The sequence below is a fragment of the Streptomyces sp. NPDC048196 genome, assembly GCF_040652715.1.
GTDB classification, from domain to species: Bacteria; Actinomycetota; Actinomycetes; order Streptomycetales; family Streptomycetaceae; genus Streptomyces; species Streptomyces siderophoricus.
Genome location: NZ_JBEZMM010000008.1, coordinates 21,585 through 46,361, shown reverse-complemented (window position 1 = coordinate 46,361; position 24,777 = coordinate 21,585). Strand labels below are relative to the sequence as shown.

16 protein-coding genes are annotated in these 24,777 nt (G+C 72.9%); 11 read left to right on the top strand and 5 right to left on the bottom strand.

Annotated features, from left to right (window positions below):
* Nucleotides 1-40: 40 nt before the first annotated feature.
* Nucleotides 41-4,291, bottom strand: coding sequence for a bifunctional nitrate reductase/sulfite reductase flavoprotein subunit alpha (locus tag AB0E02_RS11850; protein ID WP_362137871.1), 4,251 nt, complete (start codon nucleotides 4,289-4,291; stop codon nucleotides 41-43).
* 212 nt (nucleotides 4,292-4,503) lie between these two features.
* On the opposite strand from AB0E02_RS11850, the gene AB0E02_RS11845 reads away from it, so the two are divergent.
* The 4 genes from AB0E02_RS11845 to AB0E02_RS11830 all read left to right on the top strand — a co-directional run bounded on the left by AB0E02_RS11845 (nucleotide 4,504) and on the right by AB0E02_RS11830 (nucleotide 8,441).
* A complete protein-coding gene (locus AB0E02_RS11845) occupies nucleotides 4,504-5,658 on the top strand; it encodes an NAD(P)/FAD-dependent oxidoreductase (protein ID WP_362137870.1) in 1,155 nt (384 codons plus the stop codon).
* A gap of 108 nt (nucleotides 5,659-5,766) precedes the next feature.
* The gene (locus tag AB0E02_RS11840; protein WP_362137868.1) at nucleotides 5,767-6,531 is read left to right on the top strand and encodes a VOC family protein; all 765 of its coding nucleotides are present in this window, start codon (nucleotides 5,767-5,769) and stop codon (nucleotides 6,529-6,531) included.
* A gap of 114 nt (nucleotides 6,532-6,645) precedes the next feature.
* Nucleotides 6,646-7,071 carry an SH3 domain-containing protein gene (locus AB0E02_RS11835; protein WP_351536598.1) on the top strand — a complete coding sequence of 142 codons (426 nt, stop codon included), beginning with the start codon at nucleotides 6,646-6,648 and terminating at the stop codon, nucleotides 7,069-7,071.
* 191 nt (nucleotides 7,072-7,262) lie between these two features.
* Nucleotides 7,263-8,441: an acyl-CoA dehydrogenase family protein gene (locus tag AB0E02_RS11830; RefSeq protein ID WP_362137867.1), complete on the top strand. Its 1,179-nt coding sequence runs from the start codon at nucleotides 7,263-7,265 to the stop codon at nucleotides 8,439-8,441.
* A gap of 3 nt (nucleotides 8,442-8,444) precedes the next feature.
* Here the strand turns inward: AB0E02_RS11830 and AB0E02_RS11825 are convergent, their stop codons facing one another.
* Genes AB0E02_RS11825 through AB0E02_RS11815 form a run of 3 tightly spaced genes read right to left on the bottom strand, consistent with a single transcriptional unit; the run spans nucleotide 8,445 to nucleotide 12,979 of the window.
* Nucleotides 8,445-9,416, bottom strand: a complete 972-nt coding sequence (locus AB0E02_RS11825; protein WP_362137866.1) for an antibiotic biosynthesis monooxygenase — start codon at nucleotides 9,414-9,416, stop codon at nucleotides 8,445-8,447.
* Between the two features lie 21 nt (nucleotides 9,417-9,437).
* On the bottom strand, nucleotides 9,438-12,155 hold the full coding sequence (locus AB0E02_RS11820) for a molybdopterin cofactor-binding domain-containing protein (protein WP_362137865.1): 2,718 nt from the start codon (nucleotides 12,153-12,155) through the stop codon (nucleotides 9,438-9,440).
* Nucleotides 12,152-12,979 (bottom strand): FAD binding domain-containing protein, encoded by an 828-nt coding sequence (locus AB0E02_RS11815; protein ID WP_362137864.1) that lies wholly within the window; start codon nucleotides 12,977-12,979, stop codon nucleotides 12,152-12,154. Before AB0E02_RS11815 ends, AB0E02_RS11820 begins: the two co-directional genes overlap by 4 nt.
* A 409-nt stretch (nucleotides 12,980-13,388) precedes the next feature.
* Here AB0E02_RS11815 and AB0E02_RS11810 point away from each other — a divergent pair, with 409 nt between their 5' ends.
* Both AB0E02_RS11810 and AB0E02_RS11805 read left to right on the top strand, forming a co-directional pair.
* Entirely contained in the window at nucleotides 13,389-14,231 is an 843-nt protein-coding gene (locus tag AB0E02_RS11810) for an oxygenase MpaB family protein (RefSeq protein WP_362138117.1), read from the top strand.
* A 27-nt stretch (nucleotides 14,232-14,258) separates the two neighbouring features.
* Nucleotides 14,259-16,202: a serine/threonine-protein kinase gene (locus AB0E02_RS11805; protein ID WP_362137863.1), complete on the top strand. Its 1,944-nt coding sequence runs from the start codon at nucleotides 14,259-14,261 to the stop codon at nucleotides 16,200-16,202.
* Between the two features lie 216 nt (nucleotides 16,203-16,418).
* Here the strand turns inward: AB0E02_RS11805 and AB0E02_RS11800 are convergent, their stop codons facing one another.
* Nucleotides 16,419-17,729 (bottom strand): glycoside hydrolase family 27 protein, encoded by a 1,311-nt coding sequence (locus AB0E02_RS11800; protein WP_362137862.1) that lies wholly within the window; start codon nucleotides 17,727-17,729, stop codon nucleotides 16,419-16,421.
* A gap of 180 nt (nucleotides 17,730-17,909) precedes the next feature.
* On the opposite strand from AB0E02_RS11800, the gene AB0E02_RS11795 reads away from it, so the two are divergent.
* From AB0E02_RS11795 to AB0E02_RS11775, 5 genes are all read left to right on the top strand, one after another.
* Nucleotides 17,910-19,487 (top strand): NAD(P)/FAD-dependent oxidoreductase, encoded by a 1,578-nt coding sequence (locus AB0E02_RS11795; RefSeq protein ID WP_362137861.1) that lies wholly within the window; start codon nucleotides 17,910-17,912, stop codon nucleotides 19,485-19,487.
* A gap of 110 nt (nucleotides 19,488-19,597) precedes the next feature.
* Complete coding sequence (locus AB0E02_RS11790) at nucleotides 19,598-20,701, top strand: nitronate monooxygenase family protein (protein ID WP_362137859.1); 1,104 nt, start codon at nucleotides 19,598-19,600, stop codon at nucleotides 20,699-20,701.
* A 19-nt stretch (nucleotides 20,702-20,720) separates the two neighbouring features.
* Complete coding sequence (locus tag AB0E02_RS11785) at nucleotides 20,721-22,277, top strand: acyl-CoA synthetase (protein WP_362137858.1); 1,557 nt, start codon at nucleotides 20,721-20,723, stop codon at nucleotides 22,275-22,277.
* 41 nt (nucleotides 22,278-22,318) lie between these two features.
* A complete protein-coding gene (locus AB0E02_RS11780; RefSeq protein WP_362137857.1) occupies nucleotides 22,319-23,830 on the top strand; it encodes an acyl-CoA synthetase in 1,512 nt (503 codons plus the stop codon).
* 143 nt (nucleotides 23,831-23,973) lie between these two features.
* Nucleotides 23,974-24,774 carry a VOC family protein gene (locus tag AB0E02_RS11775; RefSeq protein WP_362137856.1) on the top strand — a complete coding sequence of 267 codons (801 nt, stop codon included), beginning with the start codon at nucleotides 23,974-23,976 and terminating at the stop codon, nucleotides 24,772-24,774.
* Nucleotides 24,775-24,777: the final 3 nt, after the last annotated feature.

The window sequence follows — 24,777 nt, the reverse complement described above, 5'->3', positions numbered from 1 at the left end:
GCCGTTCGGGCCCGGCCCTCGGGGTGGAGCGGCGCAGCCGTCAGTACACGTCCCGCACGTACCGCTTCTCGGCCGCGAGCTGTTTGACGTACCCGGTGGCGGCGTCCTCCGTCAGGCCGCCGTGGGCCACCGCGATCTCGCGGAGCGCGCGGTCGACGTCCTTGGCCATCCGCGAGGCATCGCCGCACACGTAGAAGTGCGCACCGTCCTGCAGCCAGGACCACAGCTGGGCGCCGTGTTCCCGCATCCGGTCCTGGACGTAGACCTTGGCGCGCTGATCGCGGGAGAAGGCGGTGTCCAGCCGGGTGAGCAGTCCGTCGTGGTGCAGCCGGCCGAGCTCCTCCTCGTAGTAGAAGTCCGTGGCGCGGCGCTGCTCGCCGAAGAACAGCCAGTTGGGGGCGCGGTGGCCGCGGGCCCGCCGCTCGTCGAGGAAGCCGAGGAAGGGCGCGACGCCGGTGCCGGGCCCGACCATCACCATCGGCGTGGCCGGGTCGGCCGGTGGCCGGAAGTGTGCGCTGCGCCGCACGAAGATCTCCACCGGGCTGCCGGGCTCGGCATCCGCCAGGAACGCGGAGGCCACGCCCTTGCGCGGGCGGCCCTGCCGGTTCTCGTAGCGGACCACGGAGACCGTCAGCCGGAGGAGCGCGGGGTCGGTCAGCGGGCTCGACGAGACGGAGTACAGCCGCGGCCGCAGGCGGGGCAGGAGCGCGGCCCATTCCCGTGCGTCCGCCCGCACCCGGTGCTCGGCCACCACGTCGACGGCCTGCCGGCTCCAGGTCCACCGGTCCAGCTCGCCCTTGTTGCCGGGCCGCAGCAGTTTCCGCAGCGTCCGGTCCCCGGTCTGTTCGGCGGCCAGCCGGAGCAGCGCGGGGGTGATCCGGGTGATGTCGAGATGGCGGTGCAGCGCCTCGCCGAACGCCACCGTGCCCACCCCGTCGACGTCCACCGGGGCCGCCGGGTCCAGACCGGTCAGATCCAGCCACTCCGCCACCAGCTCCGGGCAGTTCAGCGGCTGCACCCCGAGCGCGTCACCGGCTTCGTACGCCAGCGGCACCCCCTCGGCGTCCCGGGTGTCGAAGGTGAACCGGCGCACCTCCTTGGTGGCGCCGGGCCGGCTGAGCAGATCGTTGCCGACGAGCCGGGCGGTGACGGTGGGGTCCTTGGCGGGGGCGGCGGGGGTGGCGGGGCTGGCCGGGGCCGGTGGCGTCCCGGTGTGCCCGTCGGCCGCCGGTTCCGCCGATCCCTCCTCCAGCGCCCGCAGCACCTGGTCGAGCCACTGCCCGGCCGGCTGCGCGTAGTCCGGCTCGCAGTCCGTGCGCGGCGCCAGCCGGACCGCGCCCAGCTCCGCCAGCCGGGCGTCCAGCCGCCGCCCGTGGCCGCAGAAGTCGTCGTACGAGGAGTCGCCCAGCGCCAGGACCGAGTAGCGCAGGCCCTCCAGCCGCGGGGTGTCCGGCGCGTTGAGCGTGTCCCAGAAGCCGGAGCCGTTGTCGGGGGCCTCGCCGTCGCCGAAGGTGCTGGTCACGATGAGCAGGTCCGCGGTGCGCGGCAGGGCGGCCGGGGTGCTGTCGGCCATGCTCACCAGCGTCGCCTCCCGTCCGCTGCCCTTCAGCCGGCGGGCGGCGTCCGCGGCGACCTCCTCCGCGTTGCCGGTCTGCGAGGCCCACAGCACGATCACCGTACGGGCAGCGGAATCTGACGAGTCGTCATCCGTATGCGAAGGGTCGTGCTGCGCCGCCGTCCCGGTCCGCTCGTCCGCGGTCCGCGAGAACATCCCGGCCAGCACGCCGTTCACCCACAGCGCGGTGTCCGCGCCGAACGGCGCGTGGGCGGGCAGTACCGGCGTACCGCCGGACGGACGGGACGCCAGCCCGGTGAGGAAGCCGGACAGATAGCGGCGCTCGTGCTCGGCCAGGGCCGGCGGGGCGGGGTCGGTCAGCCGGAAGAGGTCGGTCAGGACCGCCACCGCGCCCCCCGCGGCGCCGCCGCCCGGGCCGCCCGCCGGACCGCCCCCCGCCCGGTCCGCCGGGCCGCCGGGTTCCGCGTCCGGGCCCGCCGCCGCGCCCGGGAGCGCCGCGCTCTCCGCGTGGCCGGCGCCTCCCGGCACCCTGGTCAGCGCGACCGCACACGCCTTGAACTCGGGCTGGAAGGAGACCGGATCGACCGCGTCATGGGTGACCGCGTTGACGCTCAGGTACTCACCGAAGAGGTCGTTCCAGTGGAACGGCGCGAAGCAGTTCCCGGGCCGTACCCGGTCGGTCACCACGGCCGGCAGCACCGCCCGCCCGCGCCGGGAGGCGACCTCCACCGCATCGCCCTCCACCACGCCCAGCCGCTCGGCGTCCTCGGGATGCAGCTCCACGAACGGCCCCGGGTTCAGCTTGCCCAGCTTGGCGACCTTGCCGGTCTTGGTCAGGGTGTGCCACTGGTGCGGCAGCCGGCCGGTGTTGAGCAGGTACGGGAAGTCGTCGTCGGGCAGTTCGGCCGCCGGCAGGTGCGGACGGGCGAAGAACACGGCCCGCCCGCTGGCGGTGGGGAAGACCAGCCGGGGGCGGCTGCCGTCCGGCCGTACGACCGGCTCCCGGCCGGCCCCGTCGTTCAGATAGCGCACCGGATTGCGGTCCGGCCCGTCGGCGGCCGCGCTCGGCCACTGCACGGGCGTCTCGCGCAGCCGCGGATAGCTCACTCCGCGGAGGTCGTACCCGGTCCGCGGATTGCCCGCGTGCTTGAGCTCCTCGAATATCTCCTCCGCGCTGTCGTAGGAGAAGGCGTCCGCATAGCCCATCTCGCAGGCGATCCGCGCGATGATCCGCCAGTCCGGCCAGGCCTCGCCGGGCGGATCGGCGGCCCGGCCCACCAGCGTGAGGTTGCGCTCCGAATTGACCATCACGCCCTCGGACTCGGACCACATGGCGGCCGGCAGCACCACATCGGCGTACGCGGTGGTCTCGGTCTCCGCGAACACGTCCTGCGCCACGACGAACTCCGCGGCCTCCAGGCCCTCGATGACGGTGCGGCGGTTGGCGACCGAGGCGACCGGGTTGGTGCAGATGATCCAGCAGGCCCGGATGTCCCCGTCCGCCATCCGCCGGAACATCTCGACGGTGCCCTGTCCGCCGTCGTCCGCCCGCAGCGTCCCCGGGGCCAGGCCCCACAACTCCTCGGTGAACGCGCGGTCCTCGGCGACCAGCGCCGACCGCTGGCCGGGCAGCCCCGGGCCCATGTAACCCATCTCCCGGCCGCCCATCGCGTTGGGCTGGCCGGTCAGCGAGAACGGGCCGCTGCCCGGGCGGCAGATCGCGCCGGTCGCCAGGTGCAGGTTGATCAGCGCGTTGGTGTTCCAGGTGCCGTGGGTGCTCTGGTTCAGCCCCATCGTCCAGCAGCTCGTCCAGTCACCCGCGGCACCGATCCACTCGGCCGCCCGGCGCAGCTCCGCCTCCGGTATCCCGGTGATCTCGGCGACCTTCGCGGGCGGGTAGTCCGCCAGGAACGCGGGCATCTCCGCCCACCCCTCGGTGTGCCCGTCGATGAACTCCTCGTCGATGTCGCCGTTCTCCACCAGCAGGTGCAGCAGCCCGTTCAGCAGCGCCAGATCGGTACCGGGCGCGATCTGCAGGAAGAGGTCCGCCTTGGCCGCGGTGGCGGTGCGCCGGGGATCGACCACGATCAGCTTGGCGCCGGCCTTGACCCGTTCCAGCAGCCGCAGGAAGAGGACCGGATGGCAGTCGGCCATGTTGGAGCCGATGACGAGGAACACGTCGGCGCGGTCGAGGTCCTCGTAGGAGCCGGGCGGGCCGTCCGCGCCCAGCGACAGCTTGTAGCCGCTGCCCGCACTCGCCATGCACAGCCGGGAGTTGGACTCGATGTGGGTGGTGCGCAGGAACCCCTTGGCGAGCTTGTTCGCCAGGTACTGCGCCTCCAGCGTCATCTGCCCCGAGACATAGAGCGCGACGGCGTCCGGGCCGTGCGCGTCGACGATCTCGCGCAGCCGGGCGGCGGACTGCTTGATCGCGGTGTCCATGGCGGTGGGCACCGGTTCGTCGCCCCGGTCGCCGCGGACCAGGGCGCCGGTCAGCCGGCCGGGCGCGCTGAGCAGTTCGGCGCTGGTCGCGCCCTTGGTGCAGAGCCGGCCGTGGTTCGCCGGATGGGCCTTGTCCCCGCTGGCCCGGCGCACGGTCCGCCGGCCGTCCCCGTCCGTCGCGACCTCCAGCACGATCCCGCAGCCGACACCGCAGTACTGGCACGCCGTGCGCACCTGCGTGAGGTGCTCTGCCGGTGTTTCCGCTGCGGTCACGGACGGTCCCCTTCGTGGTCGGAAGCTGGGCACCGACCCTACGAAGGGCCCGTTAACCACGTGTCACACCAGGCGATCATCCGTCGTTACGGCGACCACACACCCGGACCCGGGGCCGCGTGAGGCCCGTCCAGGAGACCCGCACCGAAGGTACAGCAACACGAAAAGTACAGTTGTTGTACTTTCACATCCGATGTGCTTTTCTGTGGTCCATGCATCCCACCACCCCTCCCCGCATCGCGATCATCGGAGCCGGCCCCGGCGGGCTGACCTGCGCCCGGGTCCTCCAGCGGCACGGCCTGCCGGTCACCGTCCTCGACCGGGACGCCTCCGCCGGGGCCCGGCCGCAGGGCGGCACCCTGGACCTGCACGCGGCCACCGGCCAGACGGCGTTGCGCACGGCCGGTCTGTACGAGGAGTTCGCCGCCCTGGCCCGCCCCGAAGGGCAGGAGATGCGGCTCTACGGCCGTGACGCCACCCTGCTCTTCCGGCACGCCCCGACCGCGGACGTGACCGAGCGCCCCGAGATCGACCGGGGAGAGCTGCGCCGGCTGCTGCTGGACTCCCTCACGCCCGGCACCGTCCGCTGGGGCCACTACCTGCGCGCCCTGCATCCGCTGGGCGACGGCCGGCACAAGGCGGAATTCGACGACGGCCACACCGAGGAGTTCGACCTGGTCATCGGCGCCGACGGCGCCTGGTCGCGGGTCCGCCCGCTGCTCTCCGACGCCACCCCGCACTACTCCGGCGTCACCTTCGTCGAGTTCTCCTTCGACGACGCCGACGCCCGCCACCCCGCGATCGCCCACCTGGTCGGCGGCGGCAGCATGATGGCGTCCGCCGCCGACCGGGCGCTGATCGTCCAGCGCAACAGCCGCGGCCACCTCCGCGGTTACGCCGCCTTCCGGGGCTCGGAGGACTGGGCCCTGGAGGCCGGGGTGACGATGACGGACACCGGGGCGGTACGGGCCGCGCTGCTCGGCCGGTTCGCCGGCTGGGACGACCGGCTGCTGGCGCTGCTGACGGACAACGACGACGGATTCGTCAACCGGCCGCTGTTCGCCCTGCCGGTGCCGCACACCTGGGCGCACACCCCCGGCGTGACGCTGGTCGGCGACGCGGCCCACCTGATGACGCCGTTCTCCGGCATGGGCGCCAACCTCGCGATGCTCGACGGCAGCGAACTCGCCCTGGCCCTCGTCCGGCACCCCGACCGGGACGCGGCCCTGCGCGCCTACGAGGCCGTACTGCTGCCCCGCTCCGCCGACGCCGCCGAGGCGGCCGCCCGCGGCCTGGCCAACGCCCTCGCCCCGGACGCCCCGGCGGGCTCGCTGCGCCACCTGCGGATGACGGCCGGCAACGCCTAGCGGCTCGACGCCCGGTGCGCGGAGCTCCGGTTGCGGCCCCCGCCCGCCCGTCGGACGATCGGCAGCGTACGGACAGCCACCGGCACCGCACGGAGACGGAAACCCACCGTGAAGATCACCGAGCCCACCCCCGGCGCGCCCTGCTGGGTGGAGCTGGGCACCTCGGACGTCGACGCCGCCAAGGTCTACTACCGCGAGGTCTTCGGCTGGCGCGCCGAAACGGACCTGCGCCCGGAGGCCGGCGGGTACACCGTCTTCCATCTGGGCGCCGCCCCGGTCGCCGCGGTCACCCCGCTCTACGCCCCCGGCCAGCCGACCGCCTGGACCGTCTCGTTCGCCACCCGGGACGCCGATGCGCTGGCCGCGGCGGTCACCGAGGCCGGCGGGCGGCAGCTGATGGCACCGATGGACGTCTTCCAGCAGGGCCGTTTCGCGGTGCTGGCGGACCCGGAGGGCGCGCTGTTCTCGGTCTGGCAGGCCCGGGACTTCCCCGGCGCGGCACTGCTCAACGCGCCCGGTTCGCTGGGCTGGGTGGAGCTCGCCACCCGTGACGAGGAGGCCGCCAAGCACTTCTACACCCGGGTCTTCGGCTGGTCCGTGGGCACCCACGAGGACTATCCGCAGTGGGGCATCGACGGCGCCGACTTCGGCGGGCTGAGCGCGCTGGACGAGTTCTACCCCGATGACGTCCGGGCGCACTGGCTGCCGTACTTCGCCGTCGCCGATGTCGACGGGACCGCGGCCCGGGCCGCGGAGTCCGGCGGGATGCTGCTGGTGCCTCCCACGGACGTGCCCGAGGGCCCGCGGATCGCGGTGGTCCGGGACCCGCAGGGGGCCTCCTTCGGCATCCACCGCGCGGGCACCGAAGGCTGACTGTCACACGATCGGCGGCCTGTTCGTCGTTTCACCACATTCTTGGGGTGGTTTGCGCGTAATGTCCACTTCGCACCAATGGGTGGCATCGCGCGTCAAGAACAGGAGACCCCCATGTCCACGACCGAATTCCTCGCGGTCCGCGGCAGGAAGCTCGCCGCCGGCGCGGGCGCACTGACCACGGCGCTCGCCCTCGGGGCGACGCTGTCCGCCATGGCCCCGGCCCAGGCGGCGCCCGGCCCGACCGCCAAACCGTACGGCGTCATCACCGCCAAGATGGGCCTGAGCGAGCGTCAGTACCCGAGCACCGACGCCTCGGTGAAGGGCTACCTCCGGCACCGCGCCCAGGTCAACCTGGTGTGCAAGGTCCGCACCCAGCCCGTCGGCGGCAACAGCGTCTGGTACCTGACCGGCGAGGGGCGCGCGACCTGGGTCGCGGCGAAGTACGTGACCAACAACGGCTCCGTCAAGTACTGCAAGGAAGTGCAGCGCGGCCGGATCGCGCCCCACAACAACGCGGCCAAGCACGCCGTGGGCTGATGGCGCCCGGCACCCAGGCCCGGTCCGGTACCCGCAGGTGCCGCACCGGGCCTTCGTGCGCCCGCCCGCCCGCGCCCTTCCGAATTTCTGCAACAAGTTCTACTGTGCCCCCGATCCGTGAACCGACGGACCGTCAGTAACGGACGGCCCGCCGGGCGGACGACCGGACCACCGGACGACCTGGAGGGGCCGTGCACCTCGAATACACCCCCGAGCAGCAGCAGTTGCGCGCCGAGCTGCGCACCTACTTCGCCGAGCTGGTGCCGAACGACGCCTCCGCCCGGTACGTCGATCCGGCCGGGCAGAAGCGGTTCTACCGCGAGACCATCCGCCGGCTCGGCGCGGACGGCTGGCTCGGCGTGGGGTGGCCGAAGGAGTACGGCGGACGCGGCATGACGGCGATGGAACAGTTCATCTTCTTCGACGAGGCCGCCCAGGCCGGCGTCCCGCTGCCGCTGATGGCGCTCAACACCGTCGGACCGACGCTGATGCAGTTCGGCACCGAGGAGCAGAAGGCGTACTTCCTCCCGCGCGTCCTCTCCGGCGAGATCGACTTCGCCATCGGCTACAGCGAGCCCGAAGCGGGCACGGACCTGGCCGCGCTGAAGACCAGGGCCGTACGCGACGGCGACACCTACGTCGTCAACGGCCAGAAGATCTGGACCACCAACGGCGACACCGCCGACTGGGTGTGGCTGGCCGTCCGTACCGACCCCGACGCGCCCCCGCACAAGGGCATCACCATGCTCCTCGTGCCGACCTGTGACCCCGGCTACTCCTGCACCCTGATCAACACGCTCGCCTCGCACGACACCACGGCGAGCTACTACGAGAACATCCGCGTCCCCGTCTCGCGCCGCGTCGGCGAGGAGAACAAGGGCTGGCGGCTGATCACCAACCAGCTCAACCACGAACGCGTCACGCTCGCCGCCCACGGCACCATGGCCATCCGCGCCCTGCACGACGTACAGCGCTGGGCGACGGGGACCAAGCTCGCCGACGGCCGCCGCGTCGTGGACCTGCCCTGGGTCCGCCGCCGCCTCGCGCAGACCCACACCAAGCTGGACGCCATGAAGCTCCTCAACTGGCGCATGGTGAACGCCCTCCAGGAAGGCACCCTCACCCCGCAGGACGCCTCCGCGGTCAAGGTCTACGGCTCCGAGGCGCGGCGGGACGCCTACGCCTGGCTCATGGAGGTCGTCGCCGCCGCGGGCGCCCTGAAGGAGGGCTCGGCGGGCGCCGTCCTGCACGGCGAACTGGAACGCGGCTACCGCTCCGCGGTGATCTTCACCTTCGGCGGCGGCAACAACGAGATCCAGCGCGAGATCATCGCCTGGATCGGCCTGGGGATGCCGCGGGTGCGCCGCTGAGGGTCAGGGCAGCGTCCAGATCTGGGTCGTCACGACGTAGAAGACGACGGCCCAGAAGGCCATCACCGCGGCGACGACGCCGAGGCCGACGAGGTTGGTTCTGGCCCGCGGTGCGTCCGGCGGCGGCCGCAGCCACCGCTTCAGCAGCCGGTTCACGTAGTGGGGCATCGTCAGGAAGCTCATGATGAAGCTCGACAGCAGGTTGCCCACGAGCAGCCCGAGCCAGAGCGGCATGCCCAGCGGCGCCAGGGCGAGCGTCAGCAGCACCACGGTCGGGTACAGGCCGACCCAGACCGCGACGGCGGACTTGGTTTCGGAGGGCGGTGGCGCTTGTCTGCCGTTCTCGTCGAAGGCGAACCAGCTGCCGAACGAGTTGTCGATCGTGCGCAGCCTGAAGTCGTTGAACTTGCTGCCCTCGGCGAGCACCTCCTGCCGCTCGGCCGAGGTCAGCCAGGCATCGAGGTGCTCGGCGTTGTCGAAGCGGTACAGCGTGGTCCATTCGTCCTGGAGCCCCTCGACCGGACGGAAGAGCTCGGTTCCGCGGAAACCTTCGAATGCGCTCTCCTCCTGGTCCATGCGGCGCTGCCAATCGAGGAAGTCGTCCACCTGGTCCGGGTGGACGCGGTGCGTCACCACGACGGTCACCAGGGGGTCCGCCGGCCGGCTGCCGCCGCTGACGACCTGCTGGGTCGCGGGGCCGTCGAAGAACGTGCGGCCGGTGTCGAGGAAGCGCTGCCGGGTGGCGCTGTTGATCCAGGCCTGCAGATGGGCTATCGAATCGAAGCGGTAGACGACGGTCCAGTCCGGCTGCCGGGGCGTCGGCCGGGAGATCTCGGCGCCGAGGAAACCGGCGTAGTGGGCGGCGGCGGCGTTGACGTCCTCCTGCCACGCCTCGTACTCCCGCTCCCGTCCGGGCAGCACCTTCTGGCCGACGATCGCTGTCGCGGCGGCGTCGTCGAGCTTTTCCGTGGTCATCTGCTCAGCCCGTCCCTGTGCTCACGCCGCCGGTACCGACCGGCTCTCGTTGAGCCGGCGGTAGATGCGTTCCGGAGTCAGCGGCAGCGCCCGGAATCGGACGCCCGTGGCGTCGTGCAGCGCGTTCGCCAGGGCAGGGGCCACCGGGTTGATACAGCATTCCGCCATCCCCTTCGACCGCAGGGGCCCCACGGAATCCGACGACTCCACCAGCAGCACCTCGGTGCGGGGGACATCGGCGTAGGTGGGGATGCGGTAGTTGCGGAAATTCGGGTTGACCATGACGCCGTGCGTGTCGACGTGGTGATTCTCGGTCAGCGCGAAGCCGATTCCCTGGGCGACGCCGCCCTCCACCTGCCCGCGGACCTGTGCGGGATTGATGACCACGGCGGCGTCGGTCGCCTGGACGCTGTGCAGGATCCGGATCTCGCCCGTCACCCGATGGACGGCGATGCGGAACCCCTGCGTATTGGAGGTGACGCTCCGGGGCGATCCGTAGGCCTTGCGGGCGGCGGTGAAGCGGATGCCGCGTGCCCGGGCCAGCGCGACGAGTTCGGCCAGCGACAGGCGCCGTTCGCCGCAGACGACCCCCTCGTCGTGCAACGAGCACAGCACGAGGTGGACGCCCGTATGGGCGGCGGCGAATTCCAGGATGCGGTCGCGCACGGCATTGGCCGCCCGCAGGACCGCGTTGCCCGCCACGAAGAGCCCCGCACTCGCGAAGGCGCCGGTGTCGAAGCCGGTGCGGTCGGTATCGGATTGGACCAGGCGGATCCGTGACGGTGTCGTGCCCAGCTGGTTGGCCGCGATCTGGACGTGCGCGGTCGACGTGCCCTCGCCGAATTCGACGGTGCCGACGGCGAGTTCGTACACGAGGTCGTCGCCCAGCGTGACCCACGCCTCGGAGACGTGCTCCGTCGGCGGCGCGGTCTCGTGCAGGGAACTCGCGACGCCGGTCCCGACCAGCCACCCGGGGCCGGGGGAGGGCTCGTCGGCCGTCCGGGCCAGGGCCTCTTCCACCAGGTCGAGGCACTTCGCCAAGCCGTCCTCGCTGAACGACACGTCGTCCGGGCCGGCACTCATCGCGATGAGCGGATCACCGGGGCGCACGAGGTTGCGGCGCCGCAGTGCGAGCGGATCGATGTGCGCGGCGCGAGCCAGCTCGTCCATCGCCGACTCCACCGCGTACGCCGGCTGCGTCATCCCGTAACCCCGCAGTGCCCCGCTAGGGACGGTGTTCGTGTAGACGGAGTAGGCGTCGTACTTCTTGTTGGGACAGCGGTAGATCATGACGGCGGCGCCGCCCGCATAGAGCGTTTCGCCACCGTGGTTGCCGTAGGCACCCGTGTTGGACACATTGCGGACCTGGATCGCCGTGAGCGTTCCGTCCGCCTTCGCGCCGAGTTTGACCGTCAACGACATCGGATGCCGCGGGGACGCCGTGGTGAACTCCTCCTCGCGGGTGAATTCGAAGCAGACCGGGCGCCCGGTGTCCAGGGTGGCGAGCGCGACCAGATCCTCCGAGATCACTTCCTGTTTGCCGCCGAAGCCGCCGCCCACGCGTGTGCAGAACACCCGGAGCTGGTCCGGACGCAGCGCGAACAGGTACCCCAGTTTGGCCTTCGCGATCGACGGCGACTGCGAACTGGTGCGGACGTTCAGCCGGCCGTCGGCCATCCAGGCGATCGAGCCGTGGGTCTCCAGATGCGCGTGCTGCACGCGCGGAGAGAAGTACGTGCCTTCGTGCACCACGTCGGCCTCGGCGAACCCGGCCTCGACATCGCCGACGTGCCCGTGGAGCTCCAGGAGGATGTTGTGGGCGGGGTCGCGGACGAAGGGGTCGTGCGAGCCGTGCAGTGGCGGTGCCCCCTCGGCCATGGCCTCTTCCGGGTCGAACACCGCCGGCAGCGGCTCGTATTCGACCACGACCTTCCGGCAGCCCTCCTCGGCCGCCGCGACCGTGTCGGCCAGCACCGCGACGACGCGCTGGCCGACGAAGCGGACCGTGTCGTCGAGGATCCGGGTGTCGTCGGGATCGACGAGATGGTCGGTGTGGATCGCCGTGGTGAAGCGCCTGTTCGGCACGTCCTCCCAGGTGTAGACCCGGTGCACGCCGGGGACGGCGAGCGCGGCGGTCTTGTCGATCGACGCGATCCGGGCGTGTGCGTGGGGCGAGTGCACCACCTTGAGGTGCAGCATGCCGTCGAGGTGGGTGTCCATCGTGAACTCGGCGCGTCCGGTCACCACTTCGTTGCCCGCCGGCGCCCCGACGCTCGTCCCGACGGCCTTTCCCGGCGCGGCCGTCTCCAGACCGGTGACGCCCTTCACGGCGTCCTCGATCCCCCGGTATCCGGTGCAGCGGCAGAGGTTGCCCTTCAGCGCCCTCGGCAGGTCCGCCTTCTGGGCCTCGGTGAAGGTCGCCGACGTCATGATCATCCCCGCGGTGCAGAAACCGCACTGAAAGCCGGGGGCGTCGCGGAACTGCCGCTGCATCGGATGCAGAGTGCCGGGCGATCCGAGCCCCTCGATCGTCGTCACCTCATGACCGTCCGCGCGGAAGGCCGGGGTGATGCAGCTGTGTACCGGATCGCCGTCCAGCCACACCGTGCACGCACCGCAATCGCCCGCGTCACAGCCCTTTTTGACGCCGTACTGGCCGAGCGAGCGGAGGAACGTGCGCAGGCACTGCCCGGGACCCGGTTCCTCGGCGAAGCGCCGGCCGTTCACGGTGTACGTCATGCCGGGCACCCAGCCATGAGTTCGCGACGGATCTCCTCGGCGAAGTGCCGCGTCAGGTGGCGGCGGTGGTCCGGGGTCCCGTTCGGGTCGGCGAACCAGACGTCGGCGGGAATGACATCGATGCTCTGCTGCAGCGTCCGGGCATCGGGCATCGTGTCGAAGGCGAGGCGCACCGGCCGGGTGGTGCCGGCCGTGACGGTGAGCAGCAGGTCGCTCGTTCCCGGCGTTTGCGTACCGATCAGGAACACCGTCGAACGGCCGAGCCGGGTCAGCGTGAAGCGGCGGTGTGCGGAGCGTTTCCGCAGGGCGTGCGCCGGGACGGTGATGCGCCGCAGGATTTCGCCAGGGGCGAGGACGTTGCGGTGGTCACCGGTGACGAAGTCGAGGGCGTCGACGGCCCGCGCGGACCCGTCAGGAGCCCACAGTTCGTACCGCGCCTCCAGGGCGACCGTCAGCGTGATCATCGGGCCGGCCGGCAGCGACATGCAGATGTTGCCGCCGACCGTCGCCGCGTTCCAGACCTTGAACGAGGAGAGAAACGCCTCGCAGCTTTGCGCGAGGAGGCCGCCCGCCGTCCAATCACCGGGCGGCGCAAAGGCGTACAGGTCGCGGATGGTGCACGTGGCACCGATGTCGAGGCCCGCTTCGCCCGCGACGAGGGGCTCCCAGCGCAACGCCGTCAGGTCGATCAGGCGACGCAGGTCCGGCTGCTCCACGGAGAACAACCACGTGCCGCCGGCGAGCCAGGCGTCGCCCTCGCGCCAGTCCGCGCCCGGCCGGTCGGACGGCCGGCGGACGACTTCGGTGAGGGTGTTGAGGTCCATGCAACCGACCTCCGTCGAATGCCGACGGGTCACCATGCGCGCCAGGGGCACCACACCCGCGAGCGGCACAGCCGAGAGGGTCCGCCGCGGCCGAACCGCGCAGGTGGACCGGCGGGCACACATTCCCTTCAGGGACTTTCAAGGATATGCAGAACCGTTCGGCCTCGCCACGGCAGGGCTTTCGGGGCGGGGCGGGGCGGGGCGGGGCGGGGCCGGGGCGGCGCCGGTGGCCGGCGGGCGCCCGGCTGCGCCCGCCGGTCTTCTCCCGGCGGGTGCAGTGTGAGCAAATGGAGGGGTGCGGCCGACGGCCCGGCCGGGTGACGGGCACCTCGGGGCCGCGCCGGACGTGGGAGGTGTGGTGGGCGCAGGTGACCCGGGTCTCTTCGGCCCCTCGTCGGTGACCTGGCAGATGCACGGTGACCCGTTGATGTGGATCGCCGGGATCCGCGCGCTCTACCTGCAGGCCCTGTATCCCCGCGCGGTGCGGGGCGTCCTGCAGAACTCGGACTTCCGGCACGACGCCTGGGGCCGGCTGATGCGTACCGCGAACTTCGTCGGCACGACGACGTACGGCACCACCGACGCCGCCGAACGGGCCGGTGCCGCGGTCCGCGGACTGCACCGGAGGCTGACCGCCACCGACCCGGCCACCGGCGAGCGGTACCGCATCGACGAGCCGGAGCTGCTGCTGTGGGTGCACTGCGCCGAGGTCGACTCCTACCTCCAGGTGCTGCGCCGCTCCGGCTGTCCGCTCACCGACGCCCTGGCCGACATCTACCTGCGCGAACAGCGGGAGAGCGGCCGGCTGGTCGGGCTGGATCCGGCGCGGGTCCCCGGCGACCGCGCCGCGCTCGCCGCGTACTTCGCACGGGTCCGGCCCCGGCTCGCGGCGACCCCCGAGGCCCGGGAGGTGGACGCGTTCCTCCGCCGTCCGCCGGTGCCCGCCGGGTTCGTCCCGGCCCGTGCGGTGCTCTGGCCGTGGGTCGCCCGGCTCGCCTACGACTCCCTCCCGGCGTACGCCCACCGGCTCTACGGGCGCCCGGCGCCGCCGCCCGCCACCGTCACCCGCCGTCTGCGCGCCACCGGCCGTCTGCTTCGCGCCATTCCGCCCACCGTCCGCCGGCAGCTGCCGCCCCGGCACATCCTGCGTGCCGTCGCCCGACTCGGGCCCGACACCCGCCCGTCGGCCTACAAGCTGCGCCGTGCCGCCGCCATACTGGACGGGCAGGGGGAGCGACGCGGCTGGTCGTGAGGGCGGGGACGGGGGCGGCGACAGACGATGGCGGAGAACCGGCTGATCCAGGGGCGGTACCGGCTGCTCGGCACCATCGGGCGCGGCGGCATGGGCGAGGTCTGGCGGGCCCGCGACGAAGCACTGGGCCGGCAGATCGCCGTCAAGTGCCTCAAGCCGCTGGGGCCCCGGCACGAGCGGGAGTTCCTCGACGTCCTGCGCGAGCGCTTCCGCCGCGAGGCCCGGGTCGCGGCCGCCCTCCAGCACCGCGGCATCACCGTCGTCCACGACTTCGGCGAGGACCAGGGCACCCTCTTCCTCGTCATGGAGCTGCTCACCGGCCGCAACCTCAGCCAGCTGCTCGACGACAACCGGCGCCAGCCGCTGCCCGTCCCGGACGTCATCGACATCGCCGAACAGGTCACCGCCGCCCTCGCCTACACCCACGGGCAGGCCGTGGTGCACCGCGACCTGAAGCCGGCGAACATCGTCCGCACCGCCGACGGCACGGTCAAGATCTGTGACTTCGGCATCGCCCGGCTGGGCCACGACATCGGTTTCACCGCCCGGCTCACCGGCACCGGCGTCGCGATGGGCAGCCCGCACTACATGTCGCCCGAGCAGATCGGCGCGCATCCCGTCGACCACCGCAGCGATCTGTACTCCCTCGGCTGTGTGCTGTACGAACTCGCCACCGGCGTCCCGCCGTTCGACCTCGGTGACGCCTGGGCGGTGCTCGTCGGACACCGGGACACCGCGCCGACCCCGCCGCGCTCCCTGCGCCCCGACCTGCCCCCGGCCTACGAGCGGATCGTGCTCCAACTGCTCGCCAAGGACCCCGACGAGCGGCCCCGCGACGCCGACGACCTGGCCAAACGCCTCGCCGACGCCCGCCAGGACCACGACGGCACGGTCCCCGCCCTGCCGGCCTGGACGGAGGGCATCACCCCCGGTTCACCGGCCGGCCCCGCCCACCGCCCGCCCCGCTCGGTACCGAGCCGCGCCGGCACGGTCCTCACCGACGCCTGGACCGGCGGCGGCGACCCCCGGTCCGGCGACGCCGCCGTGGCCGCCGGGATCGCCAGCCCCGCACCCCCGGACGACCGCCGCACCGCCCTCGCCGCCCGTCTCGCGGCCGGCCGGGCCCTGGGGGAGGACGGCCGGTACTTCGAGGCCCACCAGATCTACGCCGAGGTGCTGGCCGCCCAGGAACGCACCCTGGGACCCGACCACCCCGACACCCTCGACTGCCGTCACCACCTCGCCCGCAACCTCGGCCGGCTGGGCCGGCTGGAGGACTGCCGGGCCATGACGTGGGACGTGGCCGCGGCCCGGGCCCGGGTCCTCGGTGCCCACCACCCCGACACCCTCACCACCTGCTACGAACTCGGCCATGTCCTCGGCCGGCTGGGCAAGTGGGCCGAGGCGCTGCGCACCTACCAGGAGGTGACGGCGGCCCGTACGGCCACGCTCGGCCCCGACCACCCCGACACCCTCGACGCCCGCTCCGAGGTCGGCATCGGCCTCGGCCGGCTCGGCCGCAGCGCCGAGGCGCTGATGCTCTACCACGACCTGGTCGCCGCCCGCACCCGCACCCAGGGCGACGACGACCCGGACACCCTGCGCGCCCGGCACGGCCTCGGCGTCAACCTCGGGCGGCTGGGCCGCTGGCCGGAGGCGCTCGCCGAGGCCAAGGAGGTGGCCGCGGCCCGCGAGCGGGTGCTCGGCCGCGACCACCCCGACACGCTGGTCAGCCTCCGGGAGACCGCCGTGGCCCTCGGCTGGCTGGGTCGCTGGGACGACGCGCTGGACCGCTACCGCCGGGTCGCCGACGCCCGCACCCGGGCGCTGGGCGCCGCCCACCCCGACACCCTGGCCAGCCAGAGCGACCTCGCCCAGTGCCTGGAACAACTCGGCCGCCAGGACGAGGCGGCCGCCCTGCACCGCCGGATCGCCGCCCTCCGCCGGGAGCGCGCGGCGCACCGCCCGTAGGCCCTGTCGTCAAACTCCCGCCTGCCTCGCGACGCCTGGCACGCACGCTCTCCCCCACGCCTGAACGGCGTGGGGGTACCCCCACCGTTGTCGGGCTCATCCCGGTACGCCCAGTACCGGGATGACCCTCCGCCTTGCGATCGCACGCACCAGACGCCGCGAGGCCCGCCCTCCGGGCGAACGACGGGAGTTTGACGACAGGGCCTAGCAGGCCGCTCAGTCGGCCGGCGTCACCCGGTACAGCACCGTGCCGTGCGCCGGCACGTCGCGCGCCACGATGTCCCCGTCGCTGTGCCTGCGGTGACCGGTGACCAGATCGTGCAGCCGGTACGAGGACGCCTCCGGCAGCCCGGCCGCGCCCGCGGTGACCGACAGCGTGCGCGGCGTGTCACCGGAGTTGAACAGGGCCACCGCCCGGTCGCCGTTCTGCAGCGGCTTGGCCAGGACGGCCGAGTGCTCGTCCTGCGCAACGATGCGCCCCTGGACCCCCAGCGGATCCTGGTCGACGGCGATGACGTGCGCGTTCCCCAGCACCGCAAGGGCCTCCGGAGAAAGTTTGCCGAGGTCCGTGCTGGAGATCAGCGGCGCCGCCATCATCGCCCACAGCGACATCTGGCTCTGCATCTCGTCCCGGCTGAGCCCCGAGTCCCCGGCCAGCAGGAAGTCCGGGTCGTTCCACCGTCCGGGGCGCTGCAGATCGGCGAGGTTCGCGTTGTAGTGGAAGTTGTAGACGATGGAGGACCACTTGGCGGCCGGGGTGCTCTGCTGCAGCGCCACGTCCCTGCCGCCCCGCCACAGGTTCCCCAGTTGGGACGACCAGCCGATGACCCGGTGCCAGACGCTGTCGCCGTCGAACTGGAAGTAGGCCGGCGCGGACACCGAGAAGGTGATCGGCCGGCCGCCGGCCCGCAGCGCGCGGCTCATCCGGCCGTACAGGTCCCGGTAGGTCTCCTCCTTGCTGTGTCCCGGCGTGGTGGGCACGTTGCAGCCGTCCGCCTTGACGTAGTCCACCTGCCAGCTCGCGAACAGCTTCGCGTCCTCGGCGAAGTGGCCGAGACTGCCCGGGTACTTCTCACAGGTGAGCGTGCCGACGTCCTCGTAGATCCCGAACTTCAGCCCCATGGCGTGCAGTTGCTGCCCCAGGTGAGCCATGCCGTGCGGGAACTTCACCGGGTCCGGCAGCAGCTCGCCCTTGGGGCCGCGCTGCTTGGCCATCCAGCAGTCGTCGACCGTGACGGTCCGGTAGCCCCGGTGCGCCAGCCCCGAACGGACCAGTGCCCGTGCGTTGTCGAGCACCACCTTCTCGTCGACGTGGCAGGTGTAGTACGACCAGTTGTTCCAGCCCATCGGGGGAGTGGGGGCCAGGTTCGGGTAGGGGCCGGCGGCGGGCGCCGGGTCGGACGCGCGGCCCGGGTCGGGGGCGGCGGAGGCGGGCGCCGGGGAGGCCAGCAGCCCGGCCGAGCAGGCGGCGACGGCGGTGAGTCCGGCGAGGGTGCGGCCGATGCGGGGTACCGAAGGACGGGACACGGGGTCACCTCACGGGTGTGCGGGACGGCCTGACGGGGGGACAGCCGGGGCGGTGCCGAGGTGGAGCACGGCCGGACGCTAGGAGCAGCCCCGGACCCGGTCAAGAAGCCGCACCGCCCGCAGTGGAGGTTTCAGCCGCGTGCACCTGGCCTCCGCGATCACCGCGTGCTACCAAGGGGCATGCCGGAACGGACTTCGTACGACGCGGTCATCGTCGGTGGCGGGCACAACGGACTGGTGGCCGCCGCCTATCTCGCACGCGCCGGTCTGAGCGTGCTGGTGCTGGAGCGGCTGGACCACACCGGTGGTGCCGCCGTGTCGACCCGGGCCTTCACCGGTGTCGACGCCCGGCTGTCCCGTTACTCCTACCTCGTCAGCCTGCTGCCGCCGAAGATCGTGCGGGACCTCGGGCTGCGCTTCGCGGTCCGCAAACGCACCGTCTCCTCCTACACCCCCACCGTGCGCCACGGCCGCCCCACCGGCCTCCTGGTCGGCGGCGGTGAGGCCCGCACCCGCCGCTCGTTCGCCGAACTCACCGGTTCCGACCGGGAGTTCGCCGCCTGGGAGCGCTTCTACGGCACCACCCGCCGGCTCGCCGAGCGGGTCTTCCCCACCCTCACCGAACCGCTGCCCACCCGCGCCGCGCTGCGCGCCCGGGTCGACGACGAGGCCACCTGGCACGCCGTCTTCGAGCGGCCCCTGGGCGAGCTGGTCGAGGAGACCTTCACCGACGACCTGGTCCGCGGGGTGGTCCTCACCGACGCCCTCATCGGCACCTTCGCCACCGCCCACGACCCCTCCCTGCGTCAGAACCGCTGCTTCCTCTACCACGTCATCGGCGGCGGCACCGGCGACTGGGACGTTCCCCTGGGCGGTATGGGCGCCCTCACCGACGCCCTGGCCGACGCCGCCCGCCGGGCCGGTGCGGAGATCGTCACCGGCTGCCCGGTGACCGCCCTGGCCACCGACGGCCGCACCGCCGAGGTCACCTGCGAGCGGGGCACGATCGGCGCCCGCCGGGTCCTGGTGGGCGCCTCGCCGCGGGAACTCGCCCGCCTCCTCGGCGAGGCGCCGCCGCCGCCCACCGAGGGCGCCCAGCTCAAGGTGAACATGCTGCTCACCCGGCTGCCCCGGCTCCGCGACACCGGGGTGGACCCCCGGGAGGCCTTCTCCGGCACGTTCCACATCGCCGAGGGCTACGACCAGTTGGAACGGGCCTACCGGCAGGCCGCCGCCGGCAGCCTGCCCGCCGCCCCGCCCTCCGAGATCTACTGCCACTCGCTGACCGACCCCTCCATCCTCGGCGCCGACCTGGTCCGCCGCGGCTACCAGACGCTCACCCTCTTCGGGCTGCACACCCCCGCGCGGCTGTTCGCCGAGGACACCGCCGACCACGCCGCCACCCGCGACCGCCTCCTCGCGGCCACCCTCGCCGAACTGGAGAACCACCTCGCCGAACCCCTCGCCGACTGCCTCGCCCGGGACGCCGACGGCCGCCCCTGCGTCGAGGCCAGGTCCCCGCTCGACCTGGACCGCGAACTCGGCCTGCCGGGCGGCAACATCTTCCACCGCGACCTGGCGTTCCCGTACGTGGATCCGGAGGCGGAGGCTCCGGCCGGCGCGGCGGCGCGCTGGGGGGTGGCCACCGGCCACGACAACGTCCTCCTGTGCGGCGCGGGCGCGGTGCGGGGCGGCGGGGTGAGCGGCATCCCCGGCCACAACGCCGCGATGGCGGTGCTGGAGGAGGGCGTGGTGTGACGGCCGGGGAAGGCGCGGCGATCCCGGGCCGGCCGGGCCCACCGACAGTTTTCTGACGCTGCATCAGAAAATCTCTTCCCTCGTACGGCGCCCTGCGGCATCCTGCGCGCATGCAGACGGAGCTGAGCAACAGGCTGGGCGCGGAGCACGCCGTCTTCGGGTTCACCCCCTTCCCCGCGGTCGCCGCGGCGATCACCCGGGCCGGCGGGTTCGGGGTGCTCGGCGCGGTCCGCTACACCGCGCCGGACGCCCTCGCCCGCGACCTCGACTGGATGCAGGAACACACCGACGGGCTCCCGTACGGGCTCGATGTGGTGATGCCCGCCAAGAAGGTGGCGGGCGTCAGCGAGGCCGACGTCGAAGCGATGATCCCGGACGGGCACCGCCGGTTCGTCGACGGACTCCTCGACACCTACGGCGTACCGCCGCTCGCCGAGGGCGAGGCGTCCGGCTGGCGGATCACCGGCTGGATGGAACAGGTCGCCCGCACCCAGCTCGACGTGGCCTTCGACTACCCGATCACCCTGCTCGCCAACGCCCTCGGCCCCCCGCCCCCCGACGTCGTCCGACGCGCCCACGACCACGGCGTCCTGGTCGCCGCACTCGCCGGCAGCCCCCGGCACGCCCGGCACCACAAGGCCGCCGGCATCGACATCGTCGTCGCCCAGGGCTACGAGGCCGGCGGACACACCGGCGAGATCGCCACCATGGTCCTCACCCCCGAGGTGGTGGCCGCCGTCGACCCGCTGCCGGTGCTGGCGGCCGGCGGCATCGGCAGCGGCGAGCAGATCGCCGCCGGACTCGCCCTGGGCGCCCAGGGCGTCTGGCTCGGCTCGATCTGGCTCACCACCCGGGAGGCCGAACTCCACTCCCGGCGGCTGACCGCCAAACTGCTCGCCGCCGGCCCCGGCGACACCGTCCGCTCCCGCGCCCTGACCGGCAAACCCGCCCGCCAGCTGCGCACCGAGTGGACCGACGCCTGGGACGACCCGGCCGGACCCGGCTCGCTGCCGATGCCGCTGCAAGGACTGCTGGTCGCCGAGGCGAACTCGCGCATCCAGCGGCACGAGGTCGAGCCGCTGCTGGGCACCCCGGTCGGCCAGATCGTCGGCCGGATGACCAGCGAACGCAGCGTCCGGGCCGTCTTCGACGACCTGACCCGCGGCTTCGAGCGGGCCATCGACCGCATCAACCGCATCGCCGGACGCGCATGAACCCGAGGAGGACAGCGGAATGACCAACTCCCCACCGCCCAACGGCTTCTGGGCACAGGCCGCCGCCGACCCGGACCGCACGGTGCTGATCGCCCCGGACGGCGAGGAGTGGACCGCGGGCCGGCTGCACGCCGCGAGCAACCGGCTGGTCCACGGGCTGCGCGCGGCCGGCCTGGAACGCGGCGACGCCTTCGCCGTGGTCCTCCCCAACGGCGTGGAGTTCTTCACCGCCTACCTCGCCGCGTCCCAGGCCGGTTTCTACCTCGTCCCGGTCAACCACCACCTCATCGGCCCGGAGATCGCCTGGATCGTCGCCGACTCCGGGGCGAAGGTGCTGATCGCGCACGAGCGGTTCGCCGACGCGGCCCGGCAGGCGGCGGACGAGGCGGAGCTGCCGGCCGGCCGCCGCTATCTGGTCGGCACCGCGGACGGCTTCCGGCCGTACCGCGAACTCCTCGACGGGCAGCCCGGGTCGGCGCCCGACGGCCGGACGCTGGGCTGGGTGATGAACTACACCTCCGGCACCACCGGACGGCCGCGCGGCATCCGCCGCCCGCTGCCCGGCACCCCGCCCGAGCAGGCCCATCTCGGCGGATTCCTCGGCATCTTCGGCATCCGGCCGTTCGACGGCAACGTCCACCTGGTCTGCTCACCGCTCTACCACACGGCCGTCCTGCAGTTCGCCGGCGCCTCGCTGCACCTCGGCCACCGCGTCGTCCTGATGGACAGGTGGACCCCCCAGGGCATGCTGGCCCTCATCGACCGGCACCGCTGCACCCACACCCACATGGTGCCCACCCAGTTCCACCGCCTGCTCGCGCTCCCCGAGGCGACCCGGGCGGCCTACGACGTCAGCTCGCTGCGGCACGCCATCCACGGCGCCGCGCCCTGCCCCGACCACGTCAAACGCGCCATGATCGACTGGTGGGGCGGCTGCGTGGAGGAGTACTACGCGGCGAGCGAGGGCGGCGGCGCCTTCGCGACCGCCGAGGACTGGCTGAAGAAACCCGGAACGGTCGGCCGCGCCTGGCCGATCAGCGAACTGGCCGTCTTCGACGACGACGGCAACCGCCTGCCGCCCGGCGAACTCGGCACCGTCTACATGAAGATGACCACCGGCGGCTTCCGCTACCACAAGGACGAGGGCAAGACCCGGAAGAACCGGATCGGGGACTTCTTCACCGTCGGCGACCTCGGATACCTCGACGAGGACGGCTACCTCTTCCTCCGGGACCGCAAGATCGACATGATCATCTCGGGCGGGGTGAACATCTACCCCGCCGAGATCGAATCCGCCCTGCTCGGCCACCCCGCCGTCGCCGACGCCGCGGCCTTCGGCATCCCGCACGACGACTGGGGCGAGGAGGTCAAGGCCGTCGTCGAGCCCGCCGAGGGCCAGCAGCCCGGGCCCGCTCTGGCCGCCGACATCCTGGCGCACTGCGAGCGCCGACTCGCCGGCTACAAACGGCCCAGGTCGGTCGACTTCATCGCCGTCATGCCGCGCGACCCCAACGGCAAGCTGTACAAGCGCAGGCTCCGCGACCCCTACTGGGAGGGCCGGGAGCGAGCCGTGTAGCGGTACTTGACCTCGCACCGGGCCGCCCGCAGGATCCCGCCATGACTGATGTGCGCAGCAGCACGGTGGACGGGATCCTGCGGCGGAGCGCCCGGCGGGTGCCGTACCGCACCGCGGTCCGGTACGGCGACCGGGAGTGGACCTACCGGGAGCTCGACGAGGCCGTGTCGGCCGCGGCCGCGGTGCTCCGCGGGTCCGGACTGCGCCCCGGCGACCGGGTCGGCTCCTACGGCCACAACTCCGACGCCTACCTCATCGGCTTCCTCGGCTGCGCCCGCGCCGGACTGATCCACGTCCCCATGAACCACCACCTCACCGGCGACGAACTGCGCTACCTCGTCGAGCAGTCCGGCAGTTCCCTCGTCCTCGCCGATCCGCAGCTCGCCGGGCGGCTGCCGGGCTCCGCGCGGGTCCTGCCGCTGCGCGACACCGACGACTCGCTGCTGGTCCGGCTGCGCACCGCGCCCGCGGCCCCGGACCCCGCGGCGCCGGACGAAGGCGACCTGGTCCAGCTGCTGTACACCTCCGGCACCACCGCACTGCCCAAGGGCGCGATGATGACCCACCGCGCCCTGGTGCACGAGTACGTCAGCGCGATCACCGCCCTGGACCTCGCGGAGACCGACCGCCCGGTCCACTCCCTGCCGCTGTACCACTCCGCGCAGATGCATGTCTTCCTGCTGCCGTATCTGGCGGTCGGCGCGGAGAACACCATCCTCGACGCGCCCGACCCGGAGCGGCTCCTCGACCTGGTCGCGGCGGGCCGGGCGGACAGCCTGTTCGCACCGCCCACGGTGTGGATCGGCCTGTCGCAGCACCCCGGCTTCGCCGACCGCGACCTGAGCGCGCTGCGCAAGGCGTACTACGGCGCCTCGATCATGCCGGTGCCGGTCCTCGAACGGCTCCGCGCCCGGCTGCCCGGGCTGGCCTTCTACAACTGCTTCGGGCAGAGCGAGATCGGCCCGCTGGCCACCGTACTGGGCCCGGACGAGCACGAGGGGCGGATGGACTCCTGCGGGCGCCCGGTGCTCTTCGTCGAGGCGCGGGTGGTCGACGAGTCGGGCCGGGAGGTGCCCGACGGCACCCCGGGCGAGGTCGTCTACCGCTCCCCGCAGCTGTGCACCGGCTACTGGGACAAGCCCGAGGAGACCGCCGAGGCGTTCCGCGACGGCTGGTTCCACTCCGGGGACCTGGCCGTCCGGGACGCGGAGGGCTACTTCACCGTGGTGGACCGGGTCAAGGACGTCATCAACTCCGGTGGCGTGCTGGTCGCCTCGCGCCAGGTGGAGGACGCGCTCTACGCCCACCCCCAGGTGGCCGAGGTCGCGGTCATCGGGCTGCCGGACGAGCGGTGGATCGAGGCGGTGACCGCCGTGGTGGTGCGGCGCCCGGAGGGGGGAGCGGTCGGCGAGCAGGAGCTGATCGAGGCGGCCCGGGCCCGGCTCGCGCCGTTCAAGGCCCCCAAACGGGTGGTGTTCGTGGACGCGTTGCCGCGCAACGCCAGCGGCAAGGTCCTCAAGCGGGAGCTCCGGGAACGGTTCGCGGCGTCCTGAGCCGTCGGCCGCGCGGCGCATCGTACGGCGCGCGGGACGTGTGCGGAGGGCGACTGTCAGTGCCCCCTGCCATGCTGAAAACGTGGCCGGGGAACAGCCGGCCGACGGCCCTGCACGTCTCGTTCCGTACGACGGAGGACACCATGCTGACCACCCGTTACGTCCCCGGCTCCCCCAACTGGCTCGACCTGGGGACGCCCGATGTCGACGCCGCCGTCGCCTTCTACTCCGCCGTGTTCGGCTGGAGCTTCGCGTCCGCCGGCCCGGAGTCCGGCGGTTACGGCTTCTTCCAGCTCGACGGGAAGACCGTCGGCGCCGTCGGCCCGCTCACCGAGGAGGGCGCGAGCCCCGCGTGGACGGCGTACTTCCACACCACCGACGCGGACGCCACGACCAAGGCGGTGGAGCAGGCCGGCGGCGCGGTGCGGGTCCCGCCGATGGACGTCTTCACGGCCGGCCGGCTGGCCGGCTACACCGACCCCACCGGCGCCGACTTCGCGGTCTGGCAGCCCGGCGACGTGCCGGGCCTGGAGCGGGTCATGGAGCCGAACACCCTGTGCTGGACGGAGCTGTACACCACCGACGTGGCCATGGCGAAGGGCTTCTACCGCTCGGTGTTCTCCTGGAGCTTCCAGGACATGCCGATGGGCGGCGACCGGTTCTACTCGATCGTCTCCTCGCCGGGCGGCGGCGAGGGCGAGGACACCGGCCAGGGCGGCGTGCTGCAGCTGGCGGAGGAGAATCTGGCGGCCGGCTCGGCCTCGGAGTGGCACCCGTACTTCGGCGTGACCGACTGCGACGCGACCTACGCCGCCGCCCTCGACCACGGCGCCACGGTCCTCATCCCGCCGACCACCGCCCCCGGCGTCGGCCGGCTGGCGATGGTCACGGACCCGGCCGGCGCCCCGTTCGCCCTGATCAAGGGGGACCCGGAGATGACCTGAGCG